General features: G+C 44.5%; 22 protein-coding genes. 16 read left to right on the forward strand and 6 right to left on the reverse strand.

The genetic code is table 11. The annotated features are described in order from the left end of the window. The first annotated feature begins 88 nt into the window (after nt 1-88). From NST31_RS17255 to ald, 3 genes are all read left to right on the forward strand, one after another. The gene (locus NST31_RS17255) at nt 89-1,558 is read left to right on the forward strand and encodes a CoA-acylating methylmalonate-semialdehyde dehydrogenase (RefSeq protein WP_205179270.1); all 1,470 of its coding nucleotides are present in this window, start codon (nt 89-91) and stop codon (nt 1,556-1,558) included. 303 nt (nt 1,559-1,861) lie between these two features. Then, on the forward strand, nt 1,862-3,217 hold the full coding sequence (locus tag NST31_RS17260) for an aspartate aminotransferase family protein (RefSeq protein ID WP_339162209.1): 1,356 nt from the start codon (nt 1,862-1,864) through the stop codon (nt 3,215-3,217). 149 nt (nt 3,218-3,366) lie between these two features. Further along, complete coding sequence (ald, locus tag NST31_RS17265; protein ID WP_339165599.1) at nt 3,367-4,479, forward strand: alanine dehydrogenase; 1,113 nt, start codon at nt 3,367-3,369, stop codon at nt 4,477-4,479. Between the two features lie 395 nt (nt 4,480-4,874). Here the strand turns inward: ald and NST31_RS17270 are convergent, their stop codons facing one another. Beyond that, nucleotides 4,875-5,969, reverse strand: coding sequence for a Xaa-Pro peptidase family protein (locus tag NST31_RS17270; protein ID WP_339162211.1), 1,095 nt, complete (start codon nt 5,967-5,969; stop codon nt 4,875-4,877). Between the two features lie 152 nt (nt 5,970-6,121). Here NST31_RS17270 and NST31_RS17275 point away from each other — a divergent pair, with 152 nt between their 5' ends. From NST31_RS17275 to NST31_RS17285, 3 genes are all read left to right on the forward strand, one after another. Then, on the forward strand, nt 6,122-6,805 hold the full coding sequence (locus NST31_RS17275; RefSeq protein WP_205179048.1) for a metal-dependent hydrolase: 684 nt from the start codon (nt 6,122-6,124) through the stop codon (nt 6,803-6,805). Between the two features lie 52 nt (nt 6,806-6,857). Further along, entirely contained in the window at nt 6,858-7,112 is a 255-nt protein-coding gene (locus NST31_RS17280) for a hypothetical protein (RefSeq protein ID WP_205179045.1), read from the forward strand. 74 nt (nt 7,113-7,186) lie between these two features. Further along, nucleotides 7,187-8,497, forward strand: a complete 1,311-nt coding sequence (locus tag NST31_RS17285; RefSeq protein ID WP_077110082.1) for a CBS domain-containing protein — start codon at nt 7,187-7,189, stop codon at nt 8,495-8,497. A 152-nt stretch (nt 8,498-8,649) separates the two neighbouring features. Here NST31_RS17285 and NST31_RS17290 read toward each other — a convergent pair whose 3' ends face one another. Then, entirely contained in the window at nt 8,650-8,961 is a 312-nt protein-coding gene (locus tag NST31_RS17290) for a YtpI family protein (protein ID WP_077110083.1), read from the reverse strand. Nucleotides 8,962-9,095: 134 nt separating this feature from the next. Here NST31_RS17290 and NST31_RS17295 point away from each other — a divergent pair, with 134 nt between their 5' ends. Then, nucleotides 9,096-10,034, forward strand: a complete 939-nt coding sequence (locus NST31_RS17295) for a bifunctional oligoribonuclease/PAP phosphatase NrnA (RefSeq protein WP_077110084.1) — start codon at nt 9,096-9,098, stop codon at nt 10,032-10,034. Between the two features lie 9 nt (nt 10,035-10,043). Here NST31_RS17295 and ytrI read toward each other — a convergent pair whose 3' ends face one another. Then, complete coding sequence (gene ytrI, locus NST31_RS17300) at nt 10,044-10,550, reverse strand: sporulation membrane protein YtrI (RefSeq protein WP_077110085.1); 507 nt, start codon at nt 10,548-10,550, stop codon at nt 10,044-10,046. Beyond that, entirely contained in the window at nt 10,547-10,879 is a 333-nt protein-coding gene (locus NST31_RS17305) for a YtrH family sporulation protein (protein ID WP_321189654.1), read from the reverse strand. Before NST31_RS17305 ends, ytrI begins: the two co-directional genes overlap by 4 nt. Before the next feature lie 136 nt (nt 10,880-11,015). Here NST31_RS17305 and dnaE point away from each other — a divergent pair, with 136 nt between their 5' ends. The 7 genes from dnaE (at nt 11,016) to NST31_RS17340 (ending at nt 21,185) form a co-directional block, all read left to right on the forward strand. Then, complete coding sequence (gene dnaE / locus NST31_RS17310) at nt 11,016-14,324, forward strand: DNA polymerase III subunit alpha (protein ID WP_339165601.1); 3,309 nt, start codon at nt 11,016-11,018, stop codon at nt 14,322-14,324. Nucleotides 14,325-14,424: 100 nt separating this feature from the next. Beyond that, nucleotides 14,425-15,663, forward strand: coding sequence for a malic enzyme-like NAD(P)-binding protein (locus tag NST31_RS17315; protein WP_077110086.1), 1,239 nt, complete (start codon nt 14,425-14,427; stop codon nt 15,661-15,663). A 111-nt stretch (nt 15,664-15,774) separates the two neighbouring features. Next, the gene (gene accD, locus NST31_RS17320; RefSeq protein WP_077110087.1) at nt 15,775-16,644 is read left to right on the forward strand and encodes an acetyl-CoA carboxylase, carboxyltransferase subunit beta; all 870 of its coding nucleotides are present in this window, start codon (nt 15,775-15,777) and stop codon (nt 16,642-16,644) included. After that, nucleotides 16,638-17,615 carry an acetyl-CoA carboxylase carboxyl transferase subunit alpha gene (accA, locus tag NST31_RS17325; RefSeq protein ID WP_077110088.1) on the forward strand — a complete coding sequence of 326 codons (978 nt, stop codon included), beginning with the start codon at nt 16,638-16,640 and terminating at the stop codon, nt 17,613-17,615. Before accD ends, accA begins: the two co-directional genes overlap by 7 nt. Nucleotides 17,616-17,996: 381 nt before the next feature. Further along, on the forward strand, nt 17,997-18,956 hold the full coding sequence (gene pfkA / locus NST31_RS17330) for a 6-phosphofructokinase (RefSeq protein ID WP_339162218.1): 960 nt from the start codon (nt 17,997-17,999) through the stop codon (nt 18,954-18,956). A gap of 35 nt (nt 18,957-18,991) precedes the next feature. After that, complete coding sequence (gene pyk, locus NST31_RS17335) at nt 18,992-20,752, forward strand: pyruvate kinase (protein ID WP_077110090.1); 1,761 nt, start codon at nt 18,992-18,994, stop codon at nt 20,750-20,752. 46 nt (nt 20,753-20,798) lie between these two features. Next, nucleotides 20,799-21,185: an FxsA family protein gene (locus tag NST31_RS17340; protein WP_077110091.1), complete on the forward strand. Its 387-nt coding sequence runs from the start codon at nt 20,799-20,801 to the stop codon at nt 21,183-21,185. A 162-nt stretch (nt 21,186-21,347) separates the two neighbouring features. Here the strand turns inward: NST31_RS17340 and NST31_RS17345 are convergent, their stop codons facing one another. Next, nucleotides 21,348-21,635, reverse strand: a complete 288-nt coding sequence (locus NST31_RS17345) for a hypothetical protein (protein WP_171973816.1) — start codon at nt 21,633-21,635, stop codon at nt 21,348-21,350. Between the two features lie 61 nt (nt 21,636-21,696). Further along, nucleotides 21,697-22,827, reverse strand: coding sequence for a sporulation integral membrane protein YtvI (ytvI, locus tag NST31_RS17350; RefSeq protein WP_077110093.1), 1,131 nt, complete (start codon nt 22,825-22,827; stop codon nt 21,697-21,699). 120 nt (nt 22,828-22,947) lie between these two features. Here ytvI and NST31_RS17355 point away from each other — a divergent pair, with 120 nt between their 5' ends. After that, nucleotides 22,948-23,424, forward strand: coding sequence for a DUF441 domain-containing protein (locus tag NST31_RS17355; protein WP_139345563.1), 477 nt, complete (start codon nt 22,948-22,950; stop codon nt 23,422-23,424). Nucleotides 23,425-23,671: 247 nt separating this feature from the next. After that, a complete protein-coding gene (gene citZ / locus NST31_RS17360; protein ID WP_077110094.1) occupies nt 23,672-24,790 on the forward strand; it encodes a citrate synthase in 1,119 nt (372 codons plus the stop codon). The last annotated feature ends 2 nt before the right edge of the window (nt 24,791-24,792 follow it).

Consider the following 24,792-nt stretch of genomic DNA (forward strand, 5'->3'; position numbering starts at 1 on the left):
TTGCCTAAGATTTATTTGTAAAATTGATTATGAAGGGAATATAAATTTGAGTCAACCATTAATATGGTAAAGATAAGGAGGAGAAAAATTGAGTACAGTTGCAGAAAATACGAAAACGCTTGCAAATTTCATAAATGGACAATGGGTAAAATCTAAGACTGAAAAGTATGAAGATGTACCGAACCCCGCCACCGGGGAACTGCTTGCCAAAGTTCCGATCTCAACAAAAGAGGATTTGGATGAGGCGGTCAAGGCTGCTAAAGAAGCCTATAAAACTTGGAAACAAACACCTGTTCCCCAGCGCGCCAGAGTTTTATTCAAATACCACCAGCTGCTTGTCGATGAGTGGGACGAGTTGGCGCGGCTCATTACGGTTGAGAATGGAAAAAATTTCAACGAGGCGTATGGTGAGGTTCAAAGAGGGATAGAGTGTGTCGAGTTTGCGGCCGGAGCACCTTCCTTGATGATGGGGATGCAGCTTCCTGACATCGCTACAAATATCGAATCGGGAATGTACCGCTATCCTTTGGGCGTCATAGGCGGTATTACGCCGTTCAACTTTCCGATGATGGTTCCTTGCTGGATGTTCCCGCTCGCGATTGCGTGCGGCAACACGTTTGTGCTAAAACCGTCAGAAAGAACGCCGCTTCTTGCCAATCGTTTGGCGGAATTGCTTCAGGAAGCAGGGATTCCAAAAGGGGTATTCAACATTGTTCACGGCGCCCACGATGTCGTAAACGGGATGTTAAGCCATCCTGATGTTCCGGCTGTCTCTTTTGTAGGTTCACAACCGGTTGCTGAATATGTGTATAAAACGGGAACCGCCCACGGAAAGAGGGTTCAGGCGCTTGCCGGAGCGAAAAACCATACGATCGTCCTTCCGGATGCCGATTTAGAATCCGCCGCAACAAACATTTTTAATGCTGCCTTCGGATCAGCGGGTGAACGGTGCATGGCCTGCTCCGTCGTAGTAGCTGTTGAAGAAATCGCAGATGAATTGGTTCAAAAGCTTGTGGAAAAAGCCGACAGTATCAAAATGGGAGACGGGCTTCAAGAAGACGTGTTCCTCGGTCCGGTCATCCGCGATTCCCATAAAGAGAAAACACTCGGCTACATCAAATCCGGGATTGAAGAAGGGGCCAAGCTTGTGCGTGATGGCCGGAAAGATGAATCTTTAGCAAAAGGCGGCTACTTCGTAGGACCAACCATTTTTGAAAATGTGACACAAGACATGAAAATTTGGAAGGAAGAAATTTTTGCTCCGGTCTTATCAGTTGTACGTGTGAAGAATTTGGATGAAGCGATTGAGTTTGCAAACAAGTCCGAATTCGCAAATGGAGCTTGCTTGTTTACGGACAGCGCGAAAGCGATTCGCAAATTCAGAGAAGAAATCGACTCGGGGATGCTTGGGATTAACTTGGGCGTGCCTGCCCCGATGGCATTTTTCCCATTCTCGGGCTACAAAAAATCTTTCTACGGTGACTTGCATGCCAACGGCCGTGATGGCATCGAATTTTACACGCGCAAGAAAATGGTGACACAGAGACACGCCTATTGATCTGGGAAAATGGGATGCGGCGCCTAGTCTGGGAAATTGCCGGATGAAAATGTGTAGGTGGACCAATTTACCAAGGTCAGAGCTTTGGATCAGGCTGCCACATGGAGGAAGGGAGAACTCCTCTGAAATGAAGCCAAAGCTCACGCATCACGCTTTCTATCAGGCGCTGCATTTTTTTCTAGTCCTGGTGTTCGCATCTTGTTTGTTATCGGACGGTAGAAAAATAGAATACGAAAATAATCGTTCGGCCATCCCGCAATTTATGCGGGATGCTTCTGGCCTTGAACAAGAAAGGGGTTTCATATGTCAACAACCCAAACAGATTCATTGATTGAAAAAGATCGCAAACATGTTTGGCATCATATTTCTCCTTATAAGGAAACCAGTCCCCCGACAATTTTTACTGAAGCAAAAGGGGCTTGGATGATTGATCATAAGGGGAACAAAGTGTTGGACGGCATGTCGGGGTTGTGGTGTGTCAATGTCGGATACGGAAGAGAAGAGCTTGCCAAAGCGGCCTATGACCAAATGATTAAAATGACGTATACACCGATGACGCAAAGTCACCAGCCGGCAATTGACCTTGCTGAAAAATTAAATGAATACCTGGATGACGATTATATGATTTTTTACTCGAATAGCGGTTCGGACGCAAACGAGGTTGCTTTTAAGATTGCAAGACAATACCATCAACAAAATGGGGAGCCTTCCCGTTACAAATTTATTTCCCGGTATCGCGCCTATCACGGAAGTTCAATGGGAGCGCTGTCTGCAACAGGGCAGGCTTTGAGAAAGTATAAGTATGAACCGCTCGTGCCCGGCTTTTTGCATGTGGCGCCGCCGGACAGTTATAGAAGGCCGGCAGGAATGTCAGTGGAAGAATTCAATATTCAAAAAGCCCGGGAATTTGAGAAGAAAATCATTTGGGAACAAAAGGAAACGATTGCCGGCATTATTATGGAACCGCTCATCACCGGCGGCGGAGTCATTATCCCACATCCGGTTTATATGGAAAGAGTCCAGGAAATTTGCGGGAAATATGGGGTTCTTCTCATCATTGACGAGGTGATTTGCGGCTTTGGAAGAACAGGTAAAATGTTTGGCCATATGCATTTCAATATAAAGCCCGATATGATTTCCATGGCAAAAGGTCTGACAAGTGCCTATTTGCCTCTTTCAGTCACAGCGGTCAGAAAGGACATTTACGAAATATTCAAGAAAAGTGAAGAAAACAGCCATTTCCGCCATGTCAATACATTTGGCGGAAATCCCGCGGCTTGTGCATTGGCGTTGAAAAACTTGGAGATTATGGAAAGAGAAAATCTCGTAGCCCGTTCTTCAGAATTGGGAGAGCGCTTAAAAAACGAGCTGGCTGTATTGAAGGATCACCCTTATGTCGGTGACATTCGGGGTATGGGGTTTCTGATGGGGATAGAAATGGTGGAGGATAAAGAAACGAAGGAACCAGCAAAAAATGAGCGGGTTGCGAAAATCATGTCCGAATGCAGAGATAAAGGACTCATTATTGGTAAAAACGGAGACACGGTAGCGGACTATAACAATATTTTAACATTATCTCCACCACTTTCCTGTACAGATGAAGATGTCGATTTCATTATTTCAACCCTAAAAGAAGTTTTTCATCAAAATAAAAATTGACCATTAAGCGCAAATGGAGCGGGGATGTTTCAAAGCATCCCCGTTTGTTCACGAAAAAAATAAAAATGTTTTTCGGGAAAGCTTTCGTTTATAGAATGAAAGTGATATATTCAAATTGTGGCTAGTAAGAACAGTTAGGAGGAAATATGATGATTATTGGTGTGCCAAAGGAAATTAAAAGTAATGAGAATCGCGTAGCCATGACACCTGCCGGTGCTTATACATTAACCCAAGCAGGACATGAAGTACATATCGAAACAGGGGCGGGGCTTGGATCAAGCTTCACTGACGAAGAATATGTACAAGCTGGTGCAAAAATCGTAAATAGCGCCAAAGAAGCATGGGATGCGGAAATGGTCATGAAAGTGAAGGAGCCTCTTGAGGAAGAGTTCGGTTACTTCCGCGAAGGATTGATCCTTTTCACATACTTGCATCTTGCTGCAGAACCTGCATTGACGAAGGCGCTTATAGAAAGCAAAGTGGTTGCCATTGCGTACGAAACTGTACAGCTTCCAAACCGCTCACTTCCGTTGCTATCTCCAATGAGTGAGGTTGCAGGAAGGATGGCTACTCAAATCGGTGCGCAATTCCTATCCAAAACTTATGGAGGAAAAGGAAAGCTTTTAGCAGGTGTACCGGGTGTTGAACGTGGGAAAGTCACGGTCATTGGCGGCGGCCAGGCTGGTACGAACGCTGCAAAAATGGCAGTAGGCCTTGGAGCCGACGTAACGATCATCGACTTAAGCGTAGACCGTTTACGCCAGCTTGATGATATTTTTGGAAACGACGTTAAAACATTAATGTCCAATCCATTCAACATTGCCAATGCCGTGAAAGATTCTGACTTGGTGATTGGCGCAGTTCTTATTCCTGGAGCAAAAGCCCCTAAACTGGTTTCCGAAGAAATGGTGAAATCCATGTCTCCGGGCTCTGTTCTTGTGGACATTGCCATTGACCAAGGCGGTATTTTCGCGACAAGCGACAGAGTAACAACTCATGACAACCCAACATATGAAAAACACGGTGTTGTTCACTATGCTGTTGCCAACATGCCTGGTGCTGTTCCGCAAACATCCACGATGGCTTTGACGAACGTAACAGTGCCATTTGCACTGCAAATCGCCAACAAAGGCTACAAACAAGCTTGCTTAGATAACGAACCTCTATCAAAAGGAATCAACGTCCTAGACGGAAAAGTGACATTCAAAGCTGTCGCAGATGACCTTGGATACGAGTTTGTTGACGCAAAAGAATTGCTATAATACTAATAACAATCGCCCGGGTTCTTCCGGGCGTTTTTTTTAGAAGACTCGCTTTCTTGTTTCACCATGAGGCGAGCGAAAGCAACCTCGTGCCACTACTGCGGACTAAATAGGGCGGTAACGGCGAAAATCCCGGTGGATCAACAGGAGTACCCGCGCAAGGGAGCAGCTTACCCGCGTATGGGGGCAACTTACCCGCGCATAGAGACGCATAGAGAAAAATACCCGCGTATAGGAGCAGCTTACCCGCGTATAGGAGCAACTTACCCGCGTATAGGAGAAAATCCCCGCGAAAATCAAAAAATCGCGCACAATGTAAATCCCCGCTTGTCATCTGAAACTCTACTCTACGAAATCTGGGCTTAGTCTGCCACGGCGGTTGCTCTGCCTTTCAATTATTCTACTATTTGCAACGTTTTGGGATATGTTGTCATGACCCGGACGCCGTTTTCTGTCACGAGCACGTCATCCTCAATCCGGACTCCGGTAAAGCCGGGTATATAAATTCCCGGTTCGATTGTAAAAACCATCCCTGTTTTTAAAGGCATATCATTTCGTTCGTGCACCGACGGATATTCATGGACGCCGATGCCAAGGCCGTGTCCCAGCCGGTGGGTGAAATAATGGCCGTATCCCGCCTCAGAAATAATATTGCGGGCTGCAATGTCCAGTTCTTTTGCCGGTACTCCCGGTTTTGTAAGTTGCACGGCTGTTTCCTGTGCTTTCAGAACCGTTTCGTATATTTTTTTCTGTTCATCGCTAACTTCGCCAAAGGCAATGGTTCTTGTAATATCTGAACAATATCCATTAAAAGAGACGCCCAGATCAAATAGAACAAAATCTCCTTTTCGTATTTTCGTATCTCCCGGTACGCCATGTGGAGAAGCGGTGTTTGCCCCGGCAAGAACGAGTGGAGAAAAGGCCATCCCGGCTCCTTTTTTCGTTATTTCATATTCGATTGTTGCGATGAGGTCAACCTCTGTTCTTCCTTCGGCTATTTCATTCACGCCAACTTTTACTGCAAAATCAACGAGTTCGCATGCCTGTTCCAATAGCTCAATTTCTTTACTGTCTTTGATGAGGCGCAACTCATTAAGAAAAGGTTCGGCAGGGAGAAATGAAGCATCCTGATACAATTTCCGAAGCTGTTCAAACTTTGTAATATTCAAATGGTCTTTTTCGATCGCCCATAAGCGGATCTTGTCCAGACGGGCACTCATGCGTTTTTGAATCAAGTCCCAAGGATTGTCCGTGTCGCTGTATCCGATAATTTCTTCATTCCATCCGGCCCGTCTCGCCTCTTCCGTCTCCATTCCCGGACAGACAAGGATAGGCTCTTTCTCTTGAAAAACGATGAGGGCAAGGAGTCGTTCATGAGGTTCACATCTAAAGCCTGTAATATAAAAAACATTGTCCGGCGAAGTGATAAAAGCAGCATCAATTCGTTCCTGGCGCAACCATTCCATCAATTTTGTAAGTTTTCCACTCATGGACAAACCACTCCCTTTTCATCCGGTTACCTAAAGATTACCATTTTAAGCGGTTGCATAAAAGGGAAATGGATTATTTGGCAGGAAGACAATGAATGGTCTAGAATGATTTTATGTTGAGGATTTTTTAAAAACAAGGAGGTTGCTGCATGATGAAAGTATCTTATCATGGACATTCGGTTGTCAAAATGGAAACGAACGGCAAAACAATATTGATCGACCCATTTATTACAGGCAATGAACTTACTGATTTAAAGGCAGAAAATGAAAATCCCGATGTGATTATTTTAACCCATGGGCATGCTGATCACGTCGGGGATACGATCGAGATGGCCAAGCGGTGCAATTCCCTCGTTGTGGCACCAAATGAACTTGCTACATATATCGGATGGCAAGGGGTGCAAACGCATCCTATGCATATCGGCGGATCCCGCGAATTTGATTTTGGAAAAATTAAATTTACCCAGGCTTTTCACGGCTCAGCTATTTTTACGGAAGATCAACAAATCATTTATTTGGGAATGCCCGCAGGTGTGCTCTTCATGGCTGAAGGCAAAACAATTTATCATGCAGGCGATACAGCGCTGTTTTCAGATATGAAGTTAATCGGTGAACGTCATCCCATCGACCTGGCTTTCTTGCCGATCGGCGACAATTTTACAATGGGGCCGGAGGATGCGGCACTGGCAGCAGAATTCTTGCAGGCAAAAACGGTTGTACCGATCCACTACAATACGTTTCCGCCCATTAAGCAAGATCCTGAACAATTTATCGGGATGCTGAAGGAAGGACTAAACGGGAAAGTAATGAATCCGGGCGATTCTATCGAACTATAAGCATATCCCCCTGCATACATTAGTAGAAATATTGTATGGAGGGGGATTTTACATGAAAAACCGATACTTGCTGTGCTTGTTGCTTTGCTGTGCCCTTATTTATATTGCTTTGCCAAGACTGAATGTACATGCCCAGGGACTAGAAGGTATTTTTTCACTTTCGTGGATTGCTTTTGCTCTTCTCGTTTTTGCCGGGAATTTAGCAGCGCTGCTATTTTTTAATAAAAAATCCCTGAAGAAACATCAGGTGAAAACGATGCATAAAGATACCGAGGGCAGACGAATACGGCCAAAAGGGACAACATAAGTTTGATGTAGCAGGCTTTTCCCGATATAATGGAATAATAAATAACTGTACGTTTCAGGAAAAGGGTGAAAAGCTTGTCGACGAAGCATGAACAAATTATCCGTCATATCGATGGCCTTCCCGTTGGCGAAAAAATCTCCGTCCGTCAAATTGCAAAAGTGTTAAACGTTAGTGAAGGGACTGCGTATAGAGCGATCAAAGATGCAGAAAACAGGGGATATGTCAGTACAATCGAACGGGTCGGCACGATTCGGATCGAGCGCAAGAAAAAAGAGAATATAGAAAAGCTCACCTTTGCGGAAGTCGTCAATATTATAGATGGACAAGTGCTAGGTGGAAAGGCGGGCCTTCATAAAACACTTAATAAATTTGTCATCGGGGCAATGAAACTTGATGCGATGATGAGATATACGGGCCCTGGCAACTTGCTGATTGTCGGAAATCGAACGAAGGCGCATGAGTACGCTTTGAAGGCGGGAGCGGCGGTTTTGATTACGGGCGGTTTTGATACGGAGGATCACGTAAAACAGCTTGCCAACCAATTGGAACTCCCCATTATATCAACAAGCTACGATACGTTTACGGTGGCCACAATGATTAACAGGGCCATTTATGATCAACTGATCAAAAAGGAAATCGTTCTTGTGGAAGATATTTTTATTCCGCTTGAAAAAACGATAAGCATGTCAACAACAGAAAAAGTGGCAGATTGGTACGCTCTGAAAGAGAAAACAGATCATAGCCGGTTTCCTGTCGTTGACGCAAATGGAAGAGTGCAAGGCATGGTTACAGGAAAAGATGTGATTGGCCAGGATCCCAATTTGGGGATCGAAAAGGTAATGACGAAGAATCCCATCACCGCCTCGCAAAAAACGAGTGTCGCTTCGGTTGCCCATATGATGATTTGGGAAGCAATCGAAGTTCTGCCCGTTGTCGATAACCAACAAAAATTGGTGGGGATTATTAGCCGCCAAGACGTCTTGAAGGCGCTTCAAATGATTCAAAGACAGCCGCAAGTTGGCGAGACGCTGGATGATACAGTATCGAAGCAGTTGTCCAGCGGCAAGCAAGGCGGGGAGACGACATTTCAATTTGAAGTGACGCCGCAAATGACGAGCCAGCTTGGGACAATCTCAAACGGCGTATTTACTTCCATCGTGGCAGAATCGGCCAACCGTTTTTTCCGGCTGAAGAAAAAGGGAGAGCTCGCTGTAGAGAGTATGACTATTTATTTCCTGAAGCCAGTGCAAATGGATAGCATGATCGAAATCATTCCCAAAATATTGGAATCCGGACGCAAATACGGAAAAGTGGATGTTGAGGTATATAATAATGGCGAGATTGTTGGAAAAGCATTGATGATGTGCCGTCTCATTGATAAATAAAAGTTTGTTTAAGTAGTTAAAACGCGACGGGGGACTGGCGTTATTTCCTTTTTTATTCAGATAAGCGCAAAACGGCTGGCTATGCGTCTGGGAAGTCCTGGCCGTTGAAGCTGTTTGAACGAAAAAAAGCCGCCTTCCAAGCGGCTTTATCATCAGCTTTTTTTCTGTTCCAACTGCCGGGCTTCTTCTTGGGCATAAGGAACGTGATGCCGATAGCTTCTAAATCCTGCCCAAGTACTTAAACCGCCAATGATAATGAAGACGGTGGCTACGATATATGTTACGGTTGTATTGAAAAGGAAAAGTTGATTGATTCCAAACAAGGCAACAAACAAGCCAAGTGCCATGCTTGATTTACCACTCAACAATTTTCTTTCCATGGGGCGGCGGCTCCTTACATACTTTATTTTATAATAAAGATAAAATGAGAACGAAAGAACGATAAAAAAAACAAGAAATGGCAATTTTGTAACCTCCAAAAAATCAGCGTTCATATCCACACCATTGTAACGTCATTTTTAAGGAAATGCCACTGGGTGCATCAATGAAGTTTTAATAAAAATGTGAACAGGCTCCGCAAGAGCGAAAGGAGTTACATATGAAAGAGCAAATATTCGAAGCGATTAAACGGTATCAAAAGATTATTATCCACCGGCACGTTCGGCCGGATCCCGACGCTTACGGCTCTCAAGGCGGATTGGCGGAAATTCTGGCGGCATCTTTCCCTGAAAAAGAAGTTTACGCTGTGGGTCGGCATGATCCGTCACTCGATTATTTGCGTAAGCCGGATGTTATTGACGATGATGTATATGAAGGGGCGCTTGTCATCGTTTGTGATACAGCCAATCAGGAACGGGTATGTGATGCCAGGTATAAAGACGGCGAAATGCTGATAAAAATAGATCATCATCCGAATGAAGATCCGTACGGGGATCTTTTATGGATTGATACGGAAGCCTCTTCCGCAAGTGAAATGATTTATGAGTTGTATGATACATTTCAAGAGCAGGGTTTAAAGATGACCGACGAAGCGGCAAGGCTTATTTATGCCGGAATTGTTGGAGATACAGGCCGGTTTTTATATCCGAGCACGACGGCAAAAACGTTTCAATATGCCAAGGAGCTCATCCAATATTCGTTCGACCGCTCCCTTTTATATGATCAGATGTACGAGTTGTCTGCCAATATGATCAAACTGCAAGGGTATGTATTGGAGCACTTTGAGATGGATCCCGACGGGGCGGCGTTTGTTTCCATTGATAAAGAAACATTGAAGAAATATAACGTACAGCCCACCGAAGCTTCCTTGTTGGTCAGTACGCTCGGTATCGTAAAAGGGATCAAGGCATGGGCATTTTTTATAGAAGAAGAGGATCAAATACGGCTGCGGCTGCGTTCCAAGGGGCCTGTCATCAATACGATTGCCATGAAATATGATGGCGGCGGGCATCCTTTGGCGGCAGGAGCATCCGTTTACACATGGGAAGAAACAAAGCAAGTTATCAAAGATGTGAAAGCAGTTTGCAGACAAAGCTGAGCCGACGGATTAGCCGGCCAGCTTTATTTCTGCAATAAGCGCAACGGTTGTATAAAAGTATAATTCTTTCACTTCAAGCTCGTATGTTTTCCCATTGATTTTGAAAGACTTATTTTCAACTGTCTTTTTAATAATCTCCTTATTTTTATATACATCCGTCAAATTTTTCGCGATAAGCGACTTTAAATCTTCTTTGACCGCTTCTTCTGCTTCAAATATGCTTTGTCGGTCTGTGATGCGGTATCGCTCAAAACCGATAATTTTAACGTCGATTTTTTGAATGGTCAGCATTTCTTCGTTTTTCTTATTTAATTCTTGATAGTCCTCTTGGAAAATTTGAATATAGCCTCTTAGTTCCTTAATTTGAACGGCTTGTTTTTCTATGAGGGCGCTGTTTCTTTCTTGCAACGCCCCAAACATGAACAAAAATATAAGCCAGCTAATGCAGCCGCCTACTGCAGCCCCGGCTAAAAACCGTTGCCAAGACGGCTGCTTGTAATAAGGCGGTATCCTCATGAAAGATGCTCCTGAGTGAGCCAAGAAATGATGAGTGAAGCGGTTTTGGCTCCGCCCATTGCCGACAGGATCCAAAGAAATTGTTTAAATAAATCTCTTGTGCCGCCTTCCAAAAAGCCTTTTTCAAAACTGTATACAGTATCGAATGTGCCGCCGATCGCGGCAATAATTGCCCAAATACGGACCTTTACGGCAGTATTGGCAATTTCAGTCAAAAGGGGTTCTCCAGTAATAAAAGCCGCCAATCCCCCAATTAATGAACCACCCAACAACACGCCTAGCGCGACAAAATAACAGTAAAAAAAAGTCGGGAAAAATGATTCATGCACGGTTATCATCCCCAAAGTTTTATAAAGCTTCCACTATTACATATATGGGACAAAACATCATTATATGAAGAAAGTATATAATAGGGTTGATATTCTTTTTTTAAAAAATATGCAAAGAAGGAAAGAGGTGAATCCGTTGAACTTTCCCCAATTGAATATATCCACAGCATACAGCTTGCTTTCCAGTACAATCTCCATACCCGCCCTTATTAAAAGGGCGAAACAGCTGCAATATCCAGCCCTTGCTTTGACGGATCATCACGTTTTGTATGGCGTGCTTCCTTTTTACAAAGCTTGTATAAAAGCGGAAATCAAACCGATCATTGGGATGACCGTCCATGCCGGAAATGGGGAAGAAAGGGCGCAAGCGATCCTGCTTGCCGAAAATAATGCCGGATATGCCAACTTATTGAAGGTTTCCAGTTTCATTCAAATACAACACAGCGAAATAATTCCTTGGGAAAAGCTTGCACAATACAGTGAGGGATTATTTGCTGTTTTTATCGGTCAGGAAGCAGATAACCAAAATGGAGACCTGAACCGGTTTTTACATATATTTGGCAACCGATTTTATATCGGATTACAAAATTACGGCAGACAACAAGATCGCGACAGGATGACTTCCCTTGCAACATTGGCCCGGTCCCTTGGCATCCCTATGGTTGCAGCCAATAATGTACGGTACTTGGACAAGCAAGATGCGTTTGCTTATCATTGTTTACTTGCGATTCGGGATGGAAATCAAATGGCAGTAGAGGAGCTTGACCAGACAGAAGGGCTTTATGATTTGAAAAGCCGGCCGGAGCTGGAGCAATTATTTTCAGATTTCCCGGAGGCGCTTCAAAACGCCGCGGATATCGCTGAAAAATGCAATGTCATGATTGAAACAAATCAACATTTACTTCCGAGATATCCAGTTCCGGCTGGTGAAACGTCCAGGGAGATGCTCCGCATGCTGACTTTTCAGGGATTGAAGGAGCGGCGCGTTGACCAAGAAGAATACATCTCAAGACTGGAATATGAGCTTCATGTTATTCATGAGATGGGGTTTGATGATTATTTTCTAATCGTATGGGATTTTATGAAGTATGCTCGTGAGAACGGTATTTTGACTGGACCGGGACGGGGGTCGGCAGCCGGATCTCTCGTTGCCTATTCACTTGGCATTACCGAAGTGGATCCGCTAAAATATGGTCTGCTGTTTGAACGGTTTCTCAATCCGGAACGAATTTCACTTCCGGACATTGATATTGATTTTCCTGATATTAGGCGGGATCAAGTCATTCAATACGTTGTCGAAAAATATGGAAAAGAGCATGTCGCCCATATTATTACGTTTGGAACGTTTGCCGCAAAAGCCGCAATTCGCGATACAGCCCGCGCCTTCGGGTTTGATTCAAAAGAATTGGACAAACTTTCACGTATGGTCCCCGGGCGGCTTGGATTAACTTTAAGAAGGGCCTATGAAGAATCGGAACAGTTGCGCCAATTCGTCAACGAGTCTGACCGGAATCGCCGCCTGTTTGAGACGGCTTTGAAAATTGAAGGCTTGCCGCGGCACGCTTCGACCCATGCTGCCGGAATGATCATAAGCGACCAACCGCTTGTTGATATTATCCCGGTTAAAGAAGGGCCTGACGGTACGCCCATCACCCAATTTCCGATGGAAGATCTGGAAGAAATCGGTCTATTAAAAATGGATTTTCTCGGTCTTAGAAACTTAACCCTCCTTGAACAAATTGTGAAGAGTATTCAAATCGAGACGGGCGTCAAATTGAGAATCGAGGATATACCGCTTTCGGATGAAAAAACATTTGAACTGCTGCAAAGAGGGGATACAACAGGCATTTTTCAGCTTGAGTCGGGGGGCATGCGAAAAGTGCTCCGTGATTTAAAGCCGACTGAATTTGAAGATATCGTGGCTGTCAATGCGCTGTTCAGGCCGGGTCCGATGGAAAATATACCTGTCTATATTGCCCGTAAGCACGGGAGGGAAACGGTCCGGTACCCTCATCCGGATTTGGAGCCGATTTTGGATTTCACATATGGTGTCATTGTCTACCAGGAACAGATCATGCAAATCGCTTCCAAGATGTCCGGATTTTCTCTTGGCGAGGCTGATCTTTTAAGGCGGGCCGTCAGCAAGAAAAAGAAAGATGTCCTTGATCAGCAGCGGGATCGTTTTGTAGCGGGAGCCCGAAAAAACGGCTATGATGAAAAAACGGCAAACGAAACGTATGATTTGATCGTTCGTTTTGCCAATTATGGATTCAACCGCAGCCACGCGGTCGCATACAGCTATATCGCCTGGCAATTATCTTGGTTGAAAGCTCATTATCCGAAACATTTTATGGCTGCTCTTTTAACATCCGTCATTGGAAATGAAGATAAAATCGCTTTGTACGCAGCCGAAGCAAAACAAAAAGGAATTGCTATTTTGCCGCCTTCAATCAATAAAAGCCATTATCCGTTTAAACCGGAAGACGAGGGCATCCGGTTTAGCCTTGGGGCGATCAAGGGACTGGGAGCGGCCGCGCTGAAGGAAATTGTCCAGGCGCGGAAAAGTCGGCCATTTGAAGATTTGTTTGATTTTTGCCTCCGGGTGTCGCCGCGGATGATCAACCGGAAAATACTTGAATCTCTTGTCTATTCCGGCTGCTTCGATGAATTTGGCCATGATCGCGCTGTATTGCTGGCCACACTTGATGTGGCGATTGAGCATGCCGAACTGATGAGACCGTCACGAAACGCCCAAACAGAAGATTTATTTGTGGATGAAGCCATGTTTCAATTCAAGCCAAAGTATGTGGAAGTTGAACCGATGGGCTTGTCAGACAAGCTGTTTTTTGAAAAAAAGGCTACGGGCATTTTTCTATCAGACCACCCCGCTAGTACCTTTAAAGCGGCATTTATGTCCAATGGGGCTGTCGATTTAATCAAGCTTTCCCCGGGGCGGCGCAATGTTGCCGCTGGAGTATATTTGGCAAAAGTCAAGACGATCCGGACAAAGAAAGGCGACATGATGGCATTTGCGACATTGAGTGATTCTTCAGGTGAAATGGAGGCAGTGATTTTCCCGGAAGTGTACAAACGTCATATGAAGCTTATTCAACAAGGGGAAGTTGTCCTGGTGGACGGGCATGTCGAAGAAAGAAACAATCAACCGCAATTTATGATCAATAAAGTGACATCAGCAGAGGAACTTGACATTATGGATCATAAAATGTTGTATCTTAAAGTCATTGAACCGCTGCATGAAAAGGAGACATTAAATCAATTAAAGAAAATATTGAAAAACCACCCCGGCAAAACAGGGATCATATTGTATTATGAAAAAAAACGCCAGACGATTAAGCTGGGTAAAAATAATTTGGTAAACCCAAGCGAAAACTGTTTAAAAGAATTGAAGGCTTTGCTTGGAGAGCCATGTGTCAAGTTAAAATAATTTTTTCAAATGGACCATAATATGTTATATTGTTTTATAAGCTTTTAGACATATAAAAAATGAAAAAACGGGTATGGCAGGAACGAAGGAGTGAACCTTTTTGACATTAAGAGAAGAAGCATTGCACATGCATAAAATATTTCAGGGGAAGTTGGAGTCAAAATCCAAGGTTGAGGTTAGAAATGCAAAAGATTTAAGTCTTGCTTATTCTCCTGGTGTTGCAGAGCCTTGTAAAGAAATTTATGAAAATCCAAGTTCGGTTTATGATTATACGATGAAAGGAAATATGGTTGCTGTTGTTTCCGACGGAACAGCGGTTCTTGGACTTGGAAATATCGGGCCTGAAGCAGCTTTGCCGGTGATGGAAGGAAAAGCAGTTTTATTCAAAAGCTTTGCCGGCGTTGATGCGTTTCCTATATGTCTTGACAGCACGAATGTAGATGATATTGTCAAGGCGGTTAAATTGCTTGAACCGACATTTGGCGGTGTCAATCTTGAAGATATCGCAGCTCCGAATTGTTTTGAAATCGAAGAAAGATTAAAAAAGGAATTGACGATCCCTGTCTTTCATGATGATCAGCATGGAACTGCTATTGTAACGGTAGCCGGACTTGTCAATGCGTTGAAATTGACAGGCCGAAAAATGTCTGAAATCAAAATCGTTGCCAATGGCGCAGGTGCAGCCGGAATTGCCATCATCAAGCTTTTACATAGTTACGGTGTGCGCGATATTATTATGTGTGATTCGAAAGGCGCCATTTATGAAGGACGCCCTGAAGGCATGAATGAAGTGAAGGAAGCAGTGTCCAAATTTACAAACCGCGACCGTCAGGATGGAAACTTGGCGCATGTCATCCAAGGAGCCGATGTCTTTATCGGGGTGTCGGTAGCGGGTGCGCTGACAGAAGAGATGATTGCGACGATGAATGACGATCCGATCATTTTTGCCATGGCAAATCCAGATCCGGAAATTATGCCGGAAAAAGCAATGGCGGCCGGGGCAAAAGTCGTCGGGACAGGCCGTTCAGATTTCCCCAACCAAGTAAACAACGTTCTGGCGTTCCCAGGCTTGTTCCGGGGTGCCTTGGATGTGCGTGCGACTCATATTAATGAGGAAATGAAGCAAGCGGCTGTTGAGGCCATTGCAGGGTTAATTTCAGAGGAGGAACTTTCCTCGGATTACGTCATTCCACGTCCGTTTGATCCCCGGGTTGCACCACATGTCGCCGCTGCTGTAGCGAAAGCCGCAATGGAAACTGGTGTCGCCAGACAAAGAGTAGAGCCTGAAACGATCAAGCAAAGAACGATGGATTTGGCTGTCGTTGGAAAAAACAACTGAAATAAGCCTAGAGACAAATCAACGAAGGCCGTGCCGCATATTAAGGGCCGGTCTTTGCTGTGCAACGGTAGCGAATAAAGAAATGATAATAGTTGAAAGGAGGGCGTTACTTTGCTAAAGGATTTTTTTTCCAAGCCTAAAAAGAAAAAATATGCCACAATCCCACCGGAAACAGCAAAGCAAGATGTTCCAGAAGGCATCATGACAAAATGTCCGAATTGTAAAAAGATCATGTATACAAAAGAACTGCAAAAAAACTTAAAGGTTTGTCTCCATTGCGGATATCATCACAAAATGACCGCGTTTGAAAGGGTAGACAGCCTGTTTGATGAAAACACGTTCGTCCGTTTTGAGGACAATCTTACTTCTGCAAACCCGCTCGGCTTTCCAAATTATTTAGAAAAACTGGAACAGGACAAGAAAAAATCCAATTTGGATGAAGCGGTTCTGACAGGTTCGGGCTCCATCAATGGAACGGAAGTGGTCACGGCGATTATGGACTCCCATTTTCGAATGGGAAGTATGGGGTCGGTCGTCGGTGAAAAAATTACTAGAGCCATTGAAACTGCGGCAGAAAAAAACGTGCCGTTCATTATTTTTACCGCTTCGGGCGGAGCCCGGATGCAAGAAGGCGTGTTATCGTTAATGCAAATGGCGAAAACGAGCGCGGCATTAAAAATGTTCAGCGACAAAGGCGGACTGATCATTTCGGTTATGACGCACCCGACAACAGGAGGCGTGTCAGCAAGCTTTGCCTCACTCGGGGATTTTAATTTTGCTGAACCAGGTGCTTTGATCGGCTTTGCTGGCCGCAGGGTTATTGAGCAGACCATCAGGGAAGAATTGCCCGACGATTTCCAAACAGCCGAATTTTTGCTGAATCACGGACACCTTGATGCTGTGATCCCACGCCTTGAAATGAAAGAAAAGCTGACAACGGTGCTGGAAATCCATCAACAAGTAGGTGAACTATCGTGGTAAACGAGCTTGAATTTGAAAAGCCCGTCTTGGAATTGCGCAAAAAAATTGCCGAGCTAAGGGAGTTTACGAAAGATTCCGATGTCGACTTATCTGATGAAATCGATAAGTTGGAAACCCGATTGGAAAAGCTTGAGAAGGAAGTATATGAGAATATGCGGCCATGGGACCGGGTCCAGCTTGCCCGCCATTCAGCGCGGCCGACAACACTTGATTATATAGGTGAGCTGTTTACGGACTTTTTCGAGCTGCATGGAGACAGGCTGTATGGTGATGATGCGGCGATCGTCGGTGGAATCGCCAAATATAAGGGCCTGCCTGTTACGGTCATTGGCCATCAGCGCGGGAGAGATACGAAAGAAAATATTCGCCGCAATTTTGGCATGCCGCACCCGGAAGGCTATCGCAAGGCGCTGCGTTTGATGAAGCAGGCGGATAAGTTTAACCGGCCGATTATTTGCTTTATCGATACAAAAGGCGCGTATCCCGGGAAAGCTGCCGAAGAACGTGGACAAAGCGAAGCAATCGCGCGAAACTTATTTGAAATGGCTGGTCTTAAAGTGCCGATCATTTGTATCGTGACCGGAGAAGGCGGAAGCGGAGGCGCTTTGGCACTCGGAGTCGGAGACCGAATTTACATGCTCGAAAACTCAACATATTCTGTGATTACTCCCGAAGGAGCGGCAAGCATACTGTGGAAAGATGCTTCATTCGCCAAGCAGGCGGCCGAGGCATTGAAGATAACCGCCCCTGATCTGAAAGAACTCGAAATTATTGATGAAATTATACCGGAAGTAAAAGGCGGAGCCCACAGAGATATGGAAAAACAAGCCGTCGAAATCGATAAAGTCATGACAAAAGCTTTGCGTGAACTGTTGGAAAAAAGCCCTGAAGACCTTATAAAAGAGCGTTATTTAAAATACAAAAAAATGGGTAAATACATACAACAAAAAGCAGTTGAAAATGTAAAGTGATAAAGATTGCCCAACGCGGGCATTCTTTTTTTTGTTGGGAAGTGTGTATTCGCCAAGTTTTTATATAAAAGCGAAAGAGCTGTTATAGCGCAAATGATCGGAATGTGTCAGGCATCTCCCATTTTGCGTGTTTCGGTTATGGTGCTGCCCCAGCCGTTATGAAGCGTGCGACAAGGCTGGCATTCTTAATTTCCACAAGCCGATTTTTCGCTTTGGCATTCCGAGACGGTATTATTCGAAAACAGCGATGCTTGTCGCAAATGCTTTTTCATGCAAATTTCACATACCCAATATACTCTTGAAAAATTTGTGAATCATTTCATTTAATGGTATTTTTAACTTAGCTAGGATTGTTGACAACTTGTGTTGGGGGTGGACTATATGAGAAAAATGGCGGTTCTAACGAGTGGAGGAGATGCTCCCGGGATGAATGCTGCCATCCGTGCCGTCGTGAGGAAGGCAATTTTCCATGGGCTTGAAACGTATGGCATTTATCAGGGATTCAGCGGGTTAATCTCGGGCAATATTAAAAAGCTTGAGGTAGGAGCGGTTGGGGATATTATACATAGAGGCGGAACAATTCTTCAGTCAGCCCGCTGTGAAGAATTTAAGACGAAGGAAGGACAACTCCAAGGGTTAGAGCAATTAAAAAGCAAAGGTATTGACGGTCTGATTGTCATTGGCGGAGATGGCTCCTATAAGGGGGCACAGGGATTGTCTCAACTTGGATTTCCTTGTATCGGCGTACCTGGCACGATTGATAATGATATTCCAGGCACTCAATATACAATTGGATTTGATACTGCTTTGAATACTGTTTTGGATGCAATAGATAAAATCAGAGATACGGCTACTTCTCATGAACGCACTTTTATTATTGAAGTAATGGGCCGCCATGCGGGAGACATAGCACTTTGGTCAGGACTGGCGGGAGGGGCGGAAACGATTTTGATCCCGGAAATTCCCGGTGATTTGAAAGAGATTGCCCAACGTCTTGAAAAAGGAATGGAAAGAGGCAAGAAACACAGTATTATTGTTGTTGCAGAAGGTGTGACGAGCGGTACGGAAATCGCACTGAGATTGGAAGAAGAAACGGGGCTTGAAATCCGGGTGTCCGTATTGGGGCATATGCAACGAGGAGGATCGCCAACAGCATTTGACAGGGTGCTTGCAAGCAGACTTGGTGCAAGGGCGGTGGAATTGCTGATGGATGGCAAAGGCGGTCGTGCAGTCGGAATACATAAAGATGAAATAATAGATGAGGACCTTTTTTCAGCATTGGAAAAAGCCCACGATTTTAAACAGAACTTATACACGTTATCAAAAGAGCTATCCATCTAACAAAAAACAACTTCAGAGGAGGTTTCCCCATATCAATGAAAAAGACAAAAATAGTTTGTACGATAGGGCCGGCGAGTGAAAGCCCCGAGCTATTGGATCAAATGATTGCTGCGGGAATGAATGTGGCACGCTTAAATTTTTCACACGGAAATCATGAGGAACATAGCGAAAGAATCGCCAATATTCGCAAGGCAGCTAAACGGGCAGGCACCGAAATTGGTATATTGCTTGACACGAAAGGGCCTGAGATCAGAACGCATGACATGGAAAATGGGGCTGTTGAACTAAAAGAAGGATCCGAAGTCATTATCTCGATGAAAGAGGTAACGGGGACAGCTGAAAAAATGTCTGTTACATATGAAGGTTTGATCGAGGATGTGCATGTTGGCTCGAAAATTTTATTAGACGATGGATTGATCGAGCTAGAGGTGATCGAATTAAAAGAGGACAGGCAAGAGATCGTCACGAAAGTCATCAACAGCGGAATATTAAAAAATAAAAAAGGCGTCAATGTACCCGGAGTTTCCGTCAACTTGCCGGGTATTACGAACAAGGATGCGAAAGATATTTTGTTCGGCATCCAGCAAGGAGTCGACTTTATCGCTGCCTCGTTTGTCAGAAGAGCTTCCGATGTTTTGGAGATCAGACAGCTCCTTGAAGAAAATGGGGCGCCGCATATGCATATCATCCCAAAAATTGAAAACCAGGAAGGTGTTGACAACATCAATGAAATCCTGGAAGTTTCCGACGGTTTAATGGTTGCCCGCGGGGACCTTGGTGTTGAAATTCCCGCTGAAATGGTGCCCCTCGTGCAAAAAGAATTGATTCAAAAGTGCAACGAGGCGGGAAAACCGGTGATTACCGCTACACAAATGCTTGATTCTATGCAAAGAAATCCGCGGCCGACGAGGGCGGAAGCAAGTGATGTGGCCAACGCCATTTTTGACGGATCAGATGCCGTTATGCTTTCCGGGGAGACGGCTGCCGGGGCTTATCCGGTTGAAGCAGTCAGAACGATGGCCAATATTGCTCTAACATCCGAACAAGCGATGAATCACAAAGAGCTTCTTTCGAAAGTTAGTAAAAACGGAAAACGCAGTATGGTGGACGCCATTTGCCAATCGGTGGCACATACAGCCATTAATTTGAATGTAAATGCAATTGTTGCTCCGACGGAAAGCGGACATACAGCGAGGATGATTTCAAAGTTTCGACCAAAAGCGCCGATTGTGGCGGTGACATCCCATGTTGCGGTTACCAGGCAGCTGGCGCTTGTTTGGGGAGTACAACCCCAGCTTGGCCAAAAGGTGACAACAACTGATGAAATGCTTGACCTTGCCGTTACCGAGAGCCTAGATAGCGGTCTTGTAAAACATGGAGATCTCATCATTATTACCGCAGGTGTTCCCGTTGGTGAAAAAGGAACAACAAACTTAATGAAAGTGCATGTTGTGGGCGATATATTGGCAAAGGGACAGGGAATTGGCAAAAAATCAGCGTATGGAAAAGCAGTGGTTGTGAAAAGCGCTGCAGAAGCACGGGAAAAAATGGAAGAAGGAAACATTTTGGTTACGATTGGAACAGATCGGGAAATGGTACCAGCCATTGAAAAATGCGCTGCCCTCATAGCAGAAGAAGGCGGATTGACAAGCCATGCGGCCGTTGTTGGAATTAGCTTGGGCATTCCCGTTATCGTTGGGGTGGAACGCGCAACCGAAATGATAGAAGACGGCCAGGAAATAACAGTTGATGGAACCCGGGGGGTCATTTATAACGGCCATGCAAGCGTGCTGTAAACTGTGGTATAATTATTATAAACAACCACCGGGGATGTGAAGCCGAATGAAATATGTAATGCTTGTATTTATTATCGTTCCGGCATTGGAAATTGGACTGTTTATTTTAACAGGCCAGGCAATTGGAAGCTTTGCCACGGTTGCCCTTATTATTGCAACAGGCATCTTGGGCGCCGCACTTGCAAAAAGAGAAGGGCTAGGTGTACTGAGAAACATCCAAGAACAAATGCGTTTTGGACAACCGCCCGGTGTCGCGCTGCTGGAAGGCTTTTGCGTCCTCGTTGGAGGATTGCTTTTGCTCACACCGGGATTTATCACCGATGCTATCGGCTTAATAATGCTGTTGCCTCCTACAAGGAAGCTTATGAAACCGATGTTGCTGAAATTGTTTAAACTCTGGATCTCAAAACGGCAGATTTATATATACAGATAAAAAGGATAGACCGGGAAGTAGGATGTTCTCCCGGTCTATCCTGTTGTTTTGCGTGTTGGAATGTATAATCTTGCAGCTCGAAGTTGATTTCACACGGGGAAGTAAAAGTGCCATGAAGGATATCTCCTGCACTTAAAAAGGTTTGTCGCCGGACGACTTTCGTTAAACGAAACGCTTTTTTCCACCCACAATGAGAATCAATGCCGCTATACATTTTGCTGCCAGTCCTATAGGGCTTTCAGCCAGCTTTTCGAACCCAAAATCAAGAGGAACATGTAAAACAATGTCTCCCACAAGGTTCAGTTCACTTCCAAGTATCCCGTGCTCATTACATTCATTCCCGGGCTGGCACGGATACTGCCACCATTGAAATAACGGTAAATCCTTGACGGTGATGCTTCGTTTACCCTGGATACATAAAGCAAAAATGATCGTTGTTAAATCAAGCATAAACGTTAAAGGAACCAGGCCGGGAAAGACCATGAATGTTCAAGCGGCTCAACTTAGCCCATTAACTTTCCCTTGGCGGCCGGGGCGTACCTTTGATATAAGCCCAAATATCGCGAAACACGTTGGCTCTGTGGAGTGTGGTAAGAAGCACGAGTGTTACCGGACCAAGAATTAAACCCAGAAAGCCGACCAGCTTGAATCCGACAAACAAGGAAACAAGCGTTGCCAGCGGGTTCATCCCGATGTTGGAAGATAAAATTTTAGGCTCCATCAATTGCCTTTGGACAATCACAACTGTATATAAAATTCCAAGGCCGATCGCAAGCCCGAAGTTGCCGGTCAGAGCTTCATAAATGATCCACGGAACAAATACCACACCCGTTCCAAGATAAGGCAGCAGATCCACAATTCCTGCAATGAGGGCAATGGTAATGGCGTAGTTTACACGCAAAATCAATAATCCGATTAACACAATCACAAGCGTGATGGAGATAAGGGTAAGCTGCGCCTTTACAAAACCGGCGAGCGCCTTTCTCAAGTCGACAAAAACCCTCAACCCGCTGTGCCATACTTTTTCGGGTAACATCTTTGTTAAAGAAGTGGAAAGTTTGTCCCAATCTTTGCTGATAAAGAAAGTTGCAAGCAGTGAAAAAATAATGACAGTTGCCGCGTTTGGAATCCAGGAAACGAGGGAAGGCAATTTGAGAAAGAAGTTTTGCAAAAAAGCTGTCGCATTTTCCGATATTTTATTGCCGGTCTCGCTTATACTATTTAAAATAGTCTCTTGTTGACCACTGTCAAGACTTTTAAACATGCTGGCTACTTTATTGTAAAAAGGGATGACTTGATTGGCAAAAAGTTTTTCTAAATACGTGATCATTGTGCCCACATGTTCAGGAACAACTTTCGCTAAATAAGAGGCGCCTGCCACGATTTCCGCAATTAATAAAGTGATCAGACCTGTAAATACTCCAATCACAACGAGAAGTGCCGTTAGCACAGCGAGTATCTTGGGAAACTTCCAGCGCTTTTCAAGAAATCGGACCGCGGGATTGATCGAAACGGCGATCACGATCGCAATAATGAAAGGATAGGTTAACTTAAAAATGTAATAAATCGCTATAAGCGAAAGGGTAATAACAGCAACAACAATCAAAAATCGAATGAATCTGTTTACATTTTCACGATCCAAAGAACCCCCACCTTCATTTCGGCTTATTGGCTGTCCGGGCAAGATGCTCCGGAACACGATCTTTTCTTTTATAATACCATGTTATGAAAGATTCTGTTATTGATTTGGGAGATGAATTATTTGTTAAACCAGGCTTATTTATTTTTATTTCTATTGCTGGGCATCGGTTTCCTGGCAAAAAACCAATCTCTTGTTGTAGCTGTTTCCGTTTTGGTCATACTAAAAATGGCAGGGGCAGATGAAAAGCTTTTTGGCATCATACAGGCAAAAGGAATTAATTGGGGAGTTACCGTTATCACGATTGCGGTACTAGTTCCCGTGGCAAGCGGCCATATCGGTTTTAAGGAACTGGGAGGCGCAGTCAAATCTCCTTATGCATGGGTTGCCTTGGGAGCTGGAATGGCCGTGGCGCTTATTGCCAAGTATGGCGTTACCCTGCTCACTGAAGATCCCCACATTACAACAGCTCTTGTTCTCGGAACGATCATGGCGGTTTCCCTGTTTAAGGGGGTTGCGGTCGGGCCGTTAATTGGGGCGGGGATTGCATACTTCATCATGAGAATATTCGAGTTGTTGCGGATTGGAAAAGGTTTGTGAAAGACCTTACTGGATCAATCTGTCAAAAAAGGAAAACACCATTTTCTTTCCGTATTTGCAGCAAATCAGTTATAATGGTCATGGATAATTAAGAATGTTGAAAATTAGACAAGACTTTTTTATTGACTATAATAGGATTAAGGGACATTTTTACTACGGAATCATTATTGCATCGTGATTCTTTCCTCCGGTTTTCTATTGTTTCACAACTATAGATAGATAAATTAGATAAAAAGGAGAGGTTATTATGACAGCAACACGCGGGTTAGAAGGGGTAGTGGCCACAACATCTTCGATCAGCTCCATCATTGACGACACACTTACATATGTCGGCTACAATATCGATGATTTAACAGAAAACGCGAGCTTCGAGGAAATCATTTACTTATTGTGGCATTTGGAATTACCAACGGAAGAACAGCTTCAAGAACTGAAGCAGGAATTGGCCGACAACATGGACTTGCCACAGGAAGTTATTGACAGCTTTAAAACATATCCGCTCGACAGAGTGCATCCAATGGCCGTACTTCGCACCGCTGTATCGACTTTGGGCATTTTTGATGAGGAAGCGGACACTGTCACCAAAGAATCAAATTATAAAAAGGCCATTCGCATACAGGCTAAAATGCCGGCCATTGTAGCTGCTTTTGCCCGGATCCGAAAAGGATTAGAGCCTGTAGCACCGCGAAAAGACCTGGGGTTTGCCGCCAACTTTATGTACATGCTCAAAGGTGAAGAACCTGCAGATATTGAAGTTGAGGCAATGGATAAGGCGCTCATTCTTCATGCAGACCATGAATTAAATGCATCCACTTTTACCGCCCGTGTTTGTGTGGCCACTCTCTCGGACATTTACTCGGGATTGACCGCAGCAATCGGCGCCCTGAAAGGACCATTGCACGGGGGAGCAAATGAACAAGTTATGAAAATGCTTACAGAGATTGGTTCCGTTGATAAAGCAGAAGGATATGTACGTGAAAAATTAAAAAACAAAGAAAAAATCATGGGCTTTGGCCACAGAGTTTACCGTAAAGGCGACCCTCGTGCAAAGCACTTAAAAGAGATGTCCAAAAAACTGACAGAACTGACCGGAGAACCGGAATGGTATAATATTTCCGTTAAGGTGGAAGAAGTATTTACTTCTGAAAAGCCATTGCCGCCTAACGTAGACTTCTATTCTGCATCTGTTTATCACAGCCTTGGCATCGATCATGATTTGTTCACACCTATCTTTGCAGTAAGCCGTACATCCGGCTGGCTCGCTCATATTTTGGAACAATATGACAATAACAGGCTCATTCGCCCGCGTGCCGAATATACAGGACCAGGCATGCGCTCCTATGTTCCGCTAGATGAGCGTAAATAGTC

This window comes from Siminovitchia sp. FSL W7-1587 (assembly GCF_037963795.1).
GTDB lineage: Bacteria > Bacillota > Bacilli > Bacillales > Bacillaceae_C > Siminovitchia > Siminovitchia thermophila.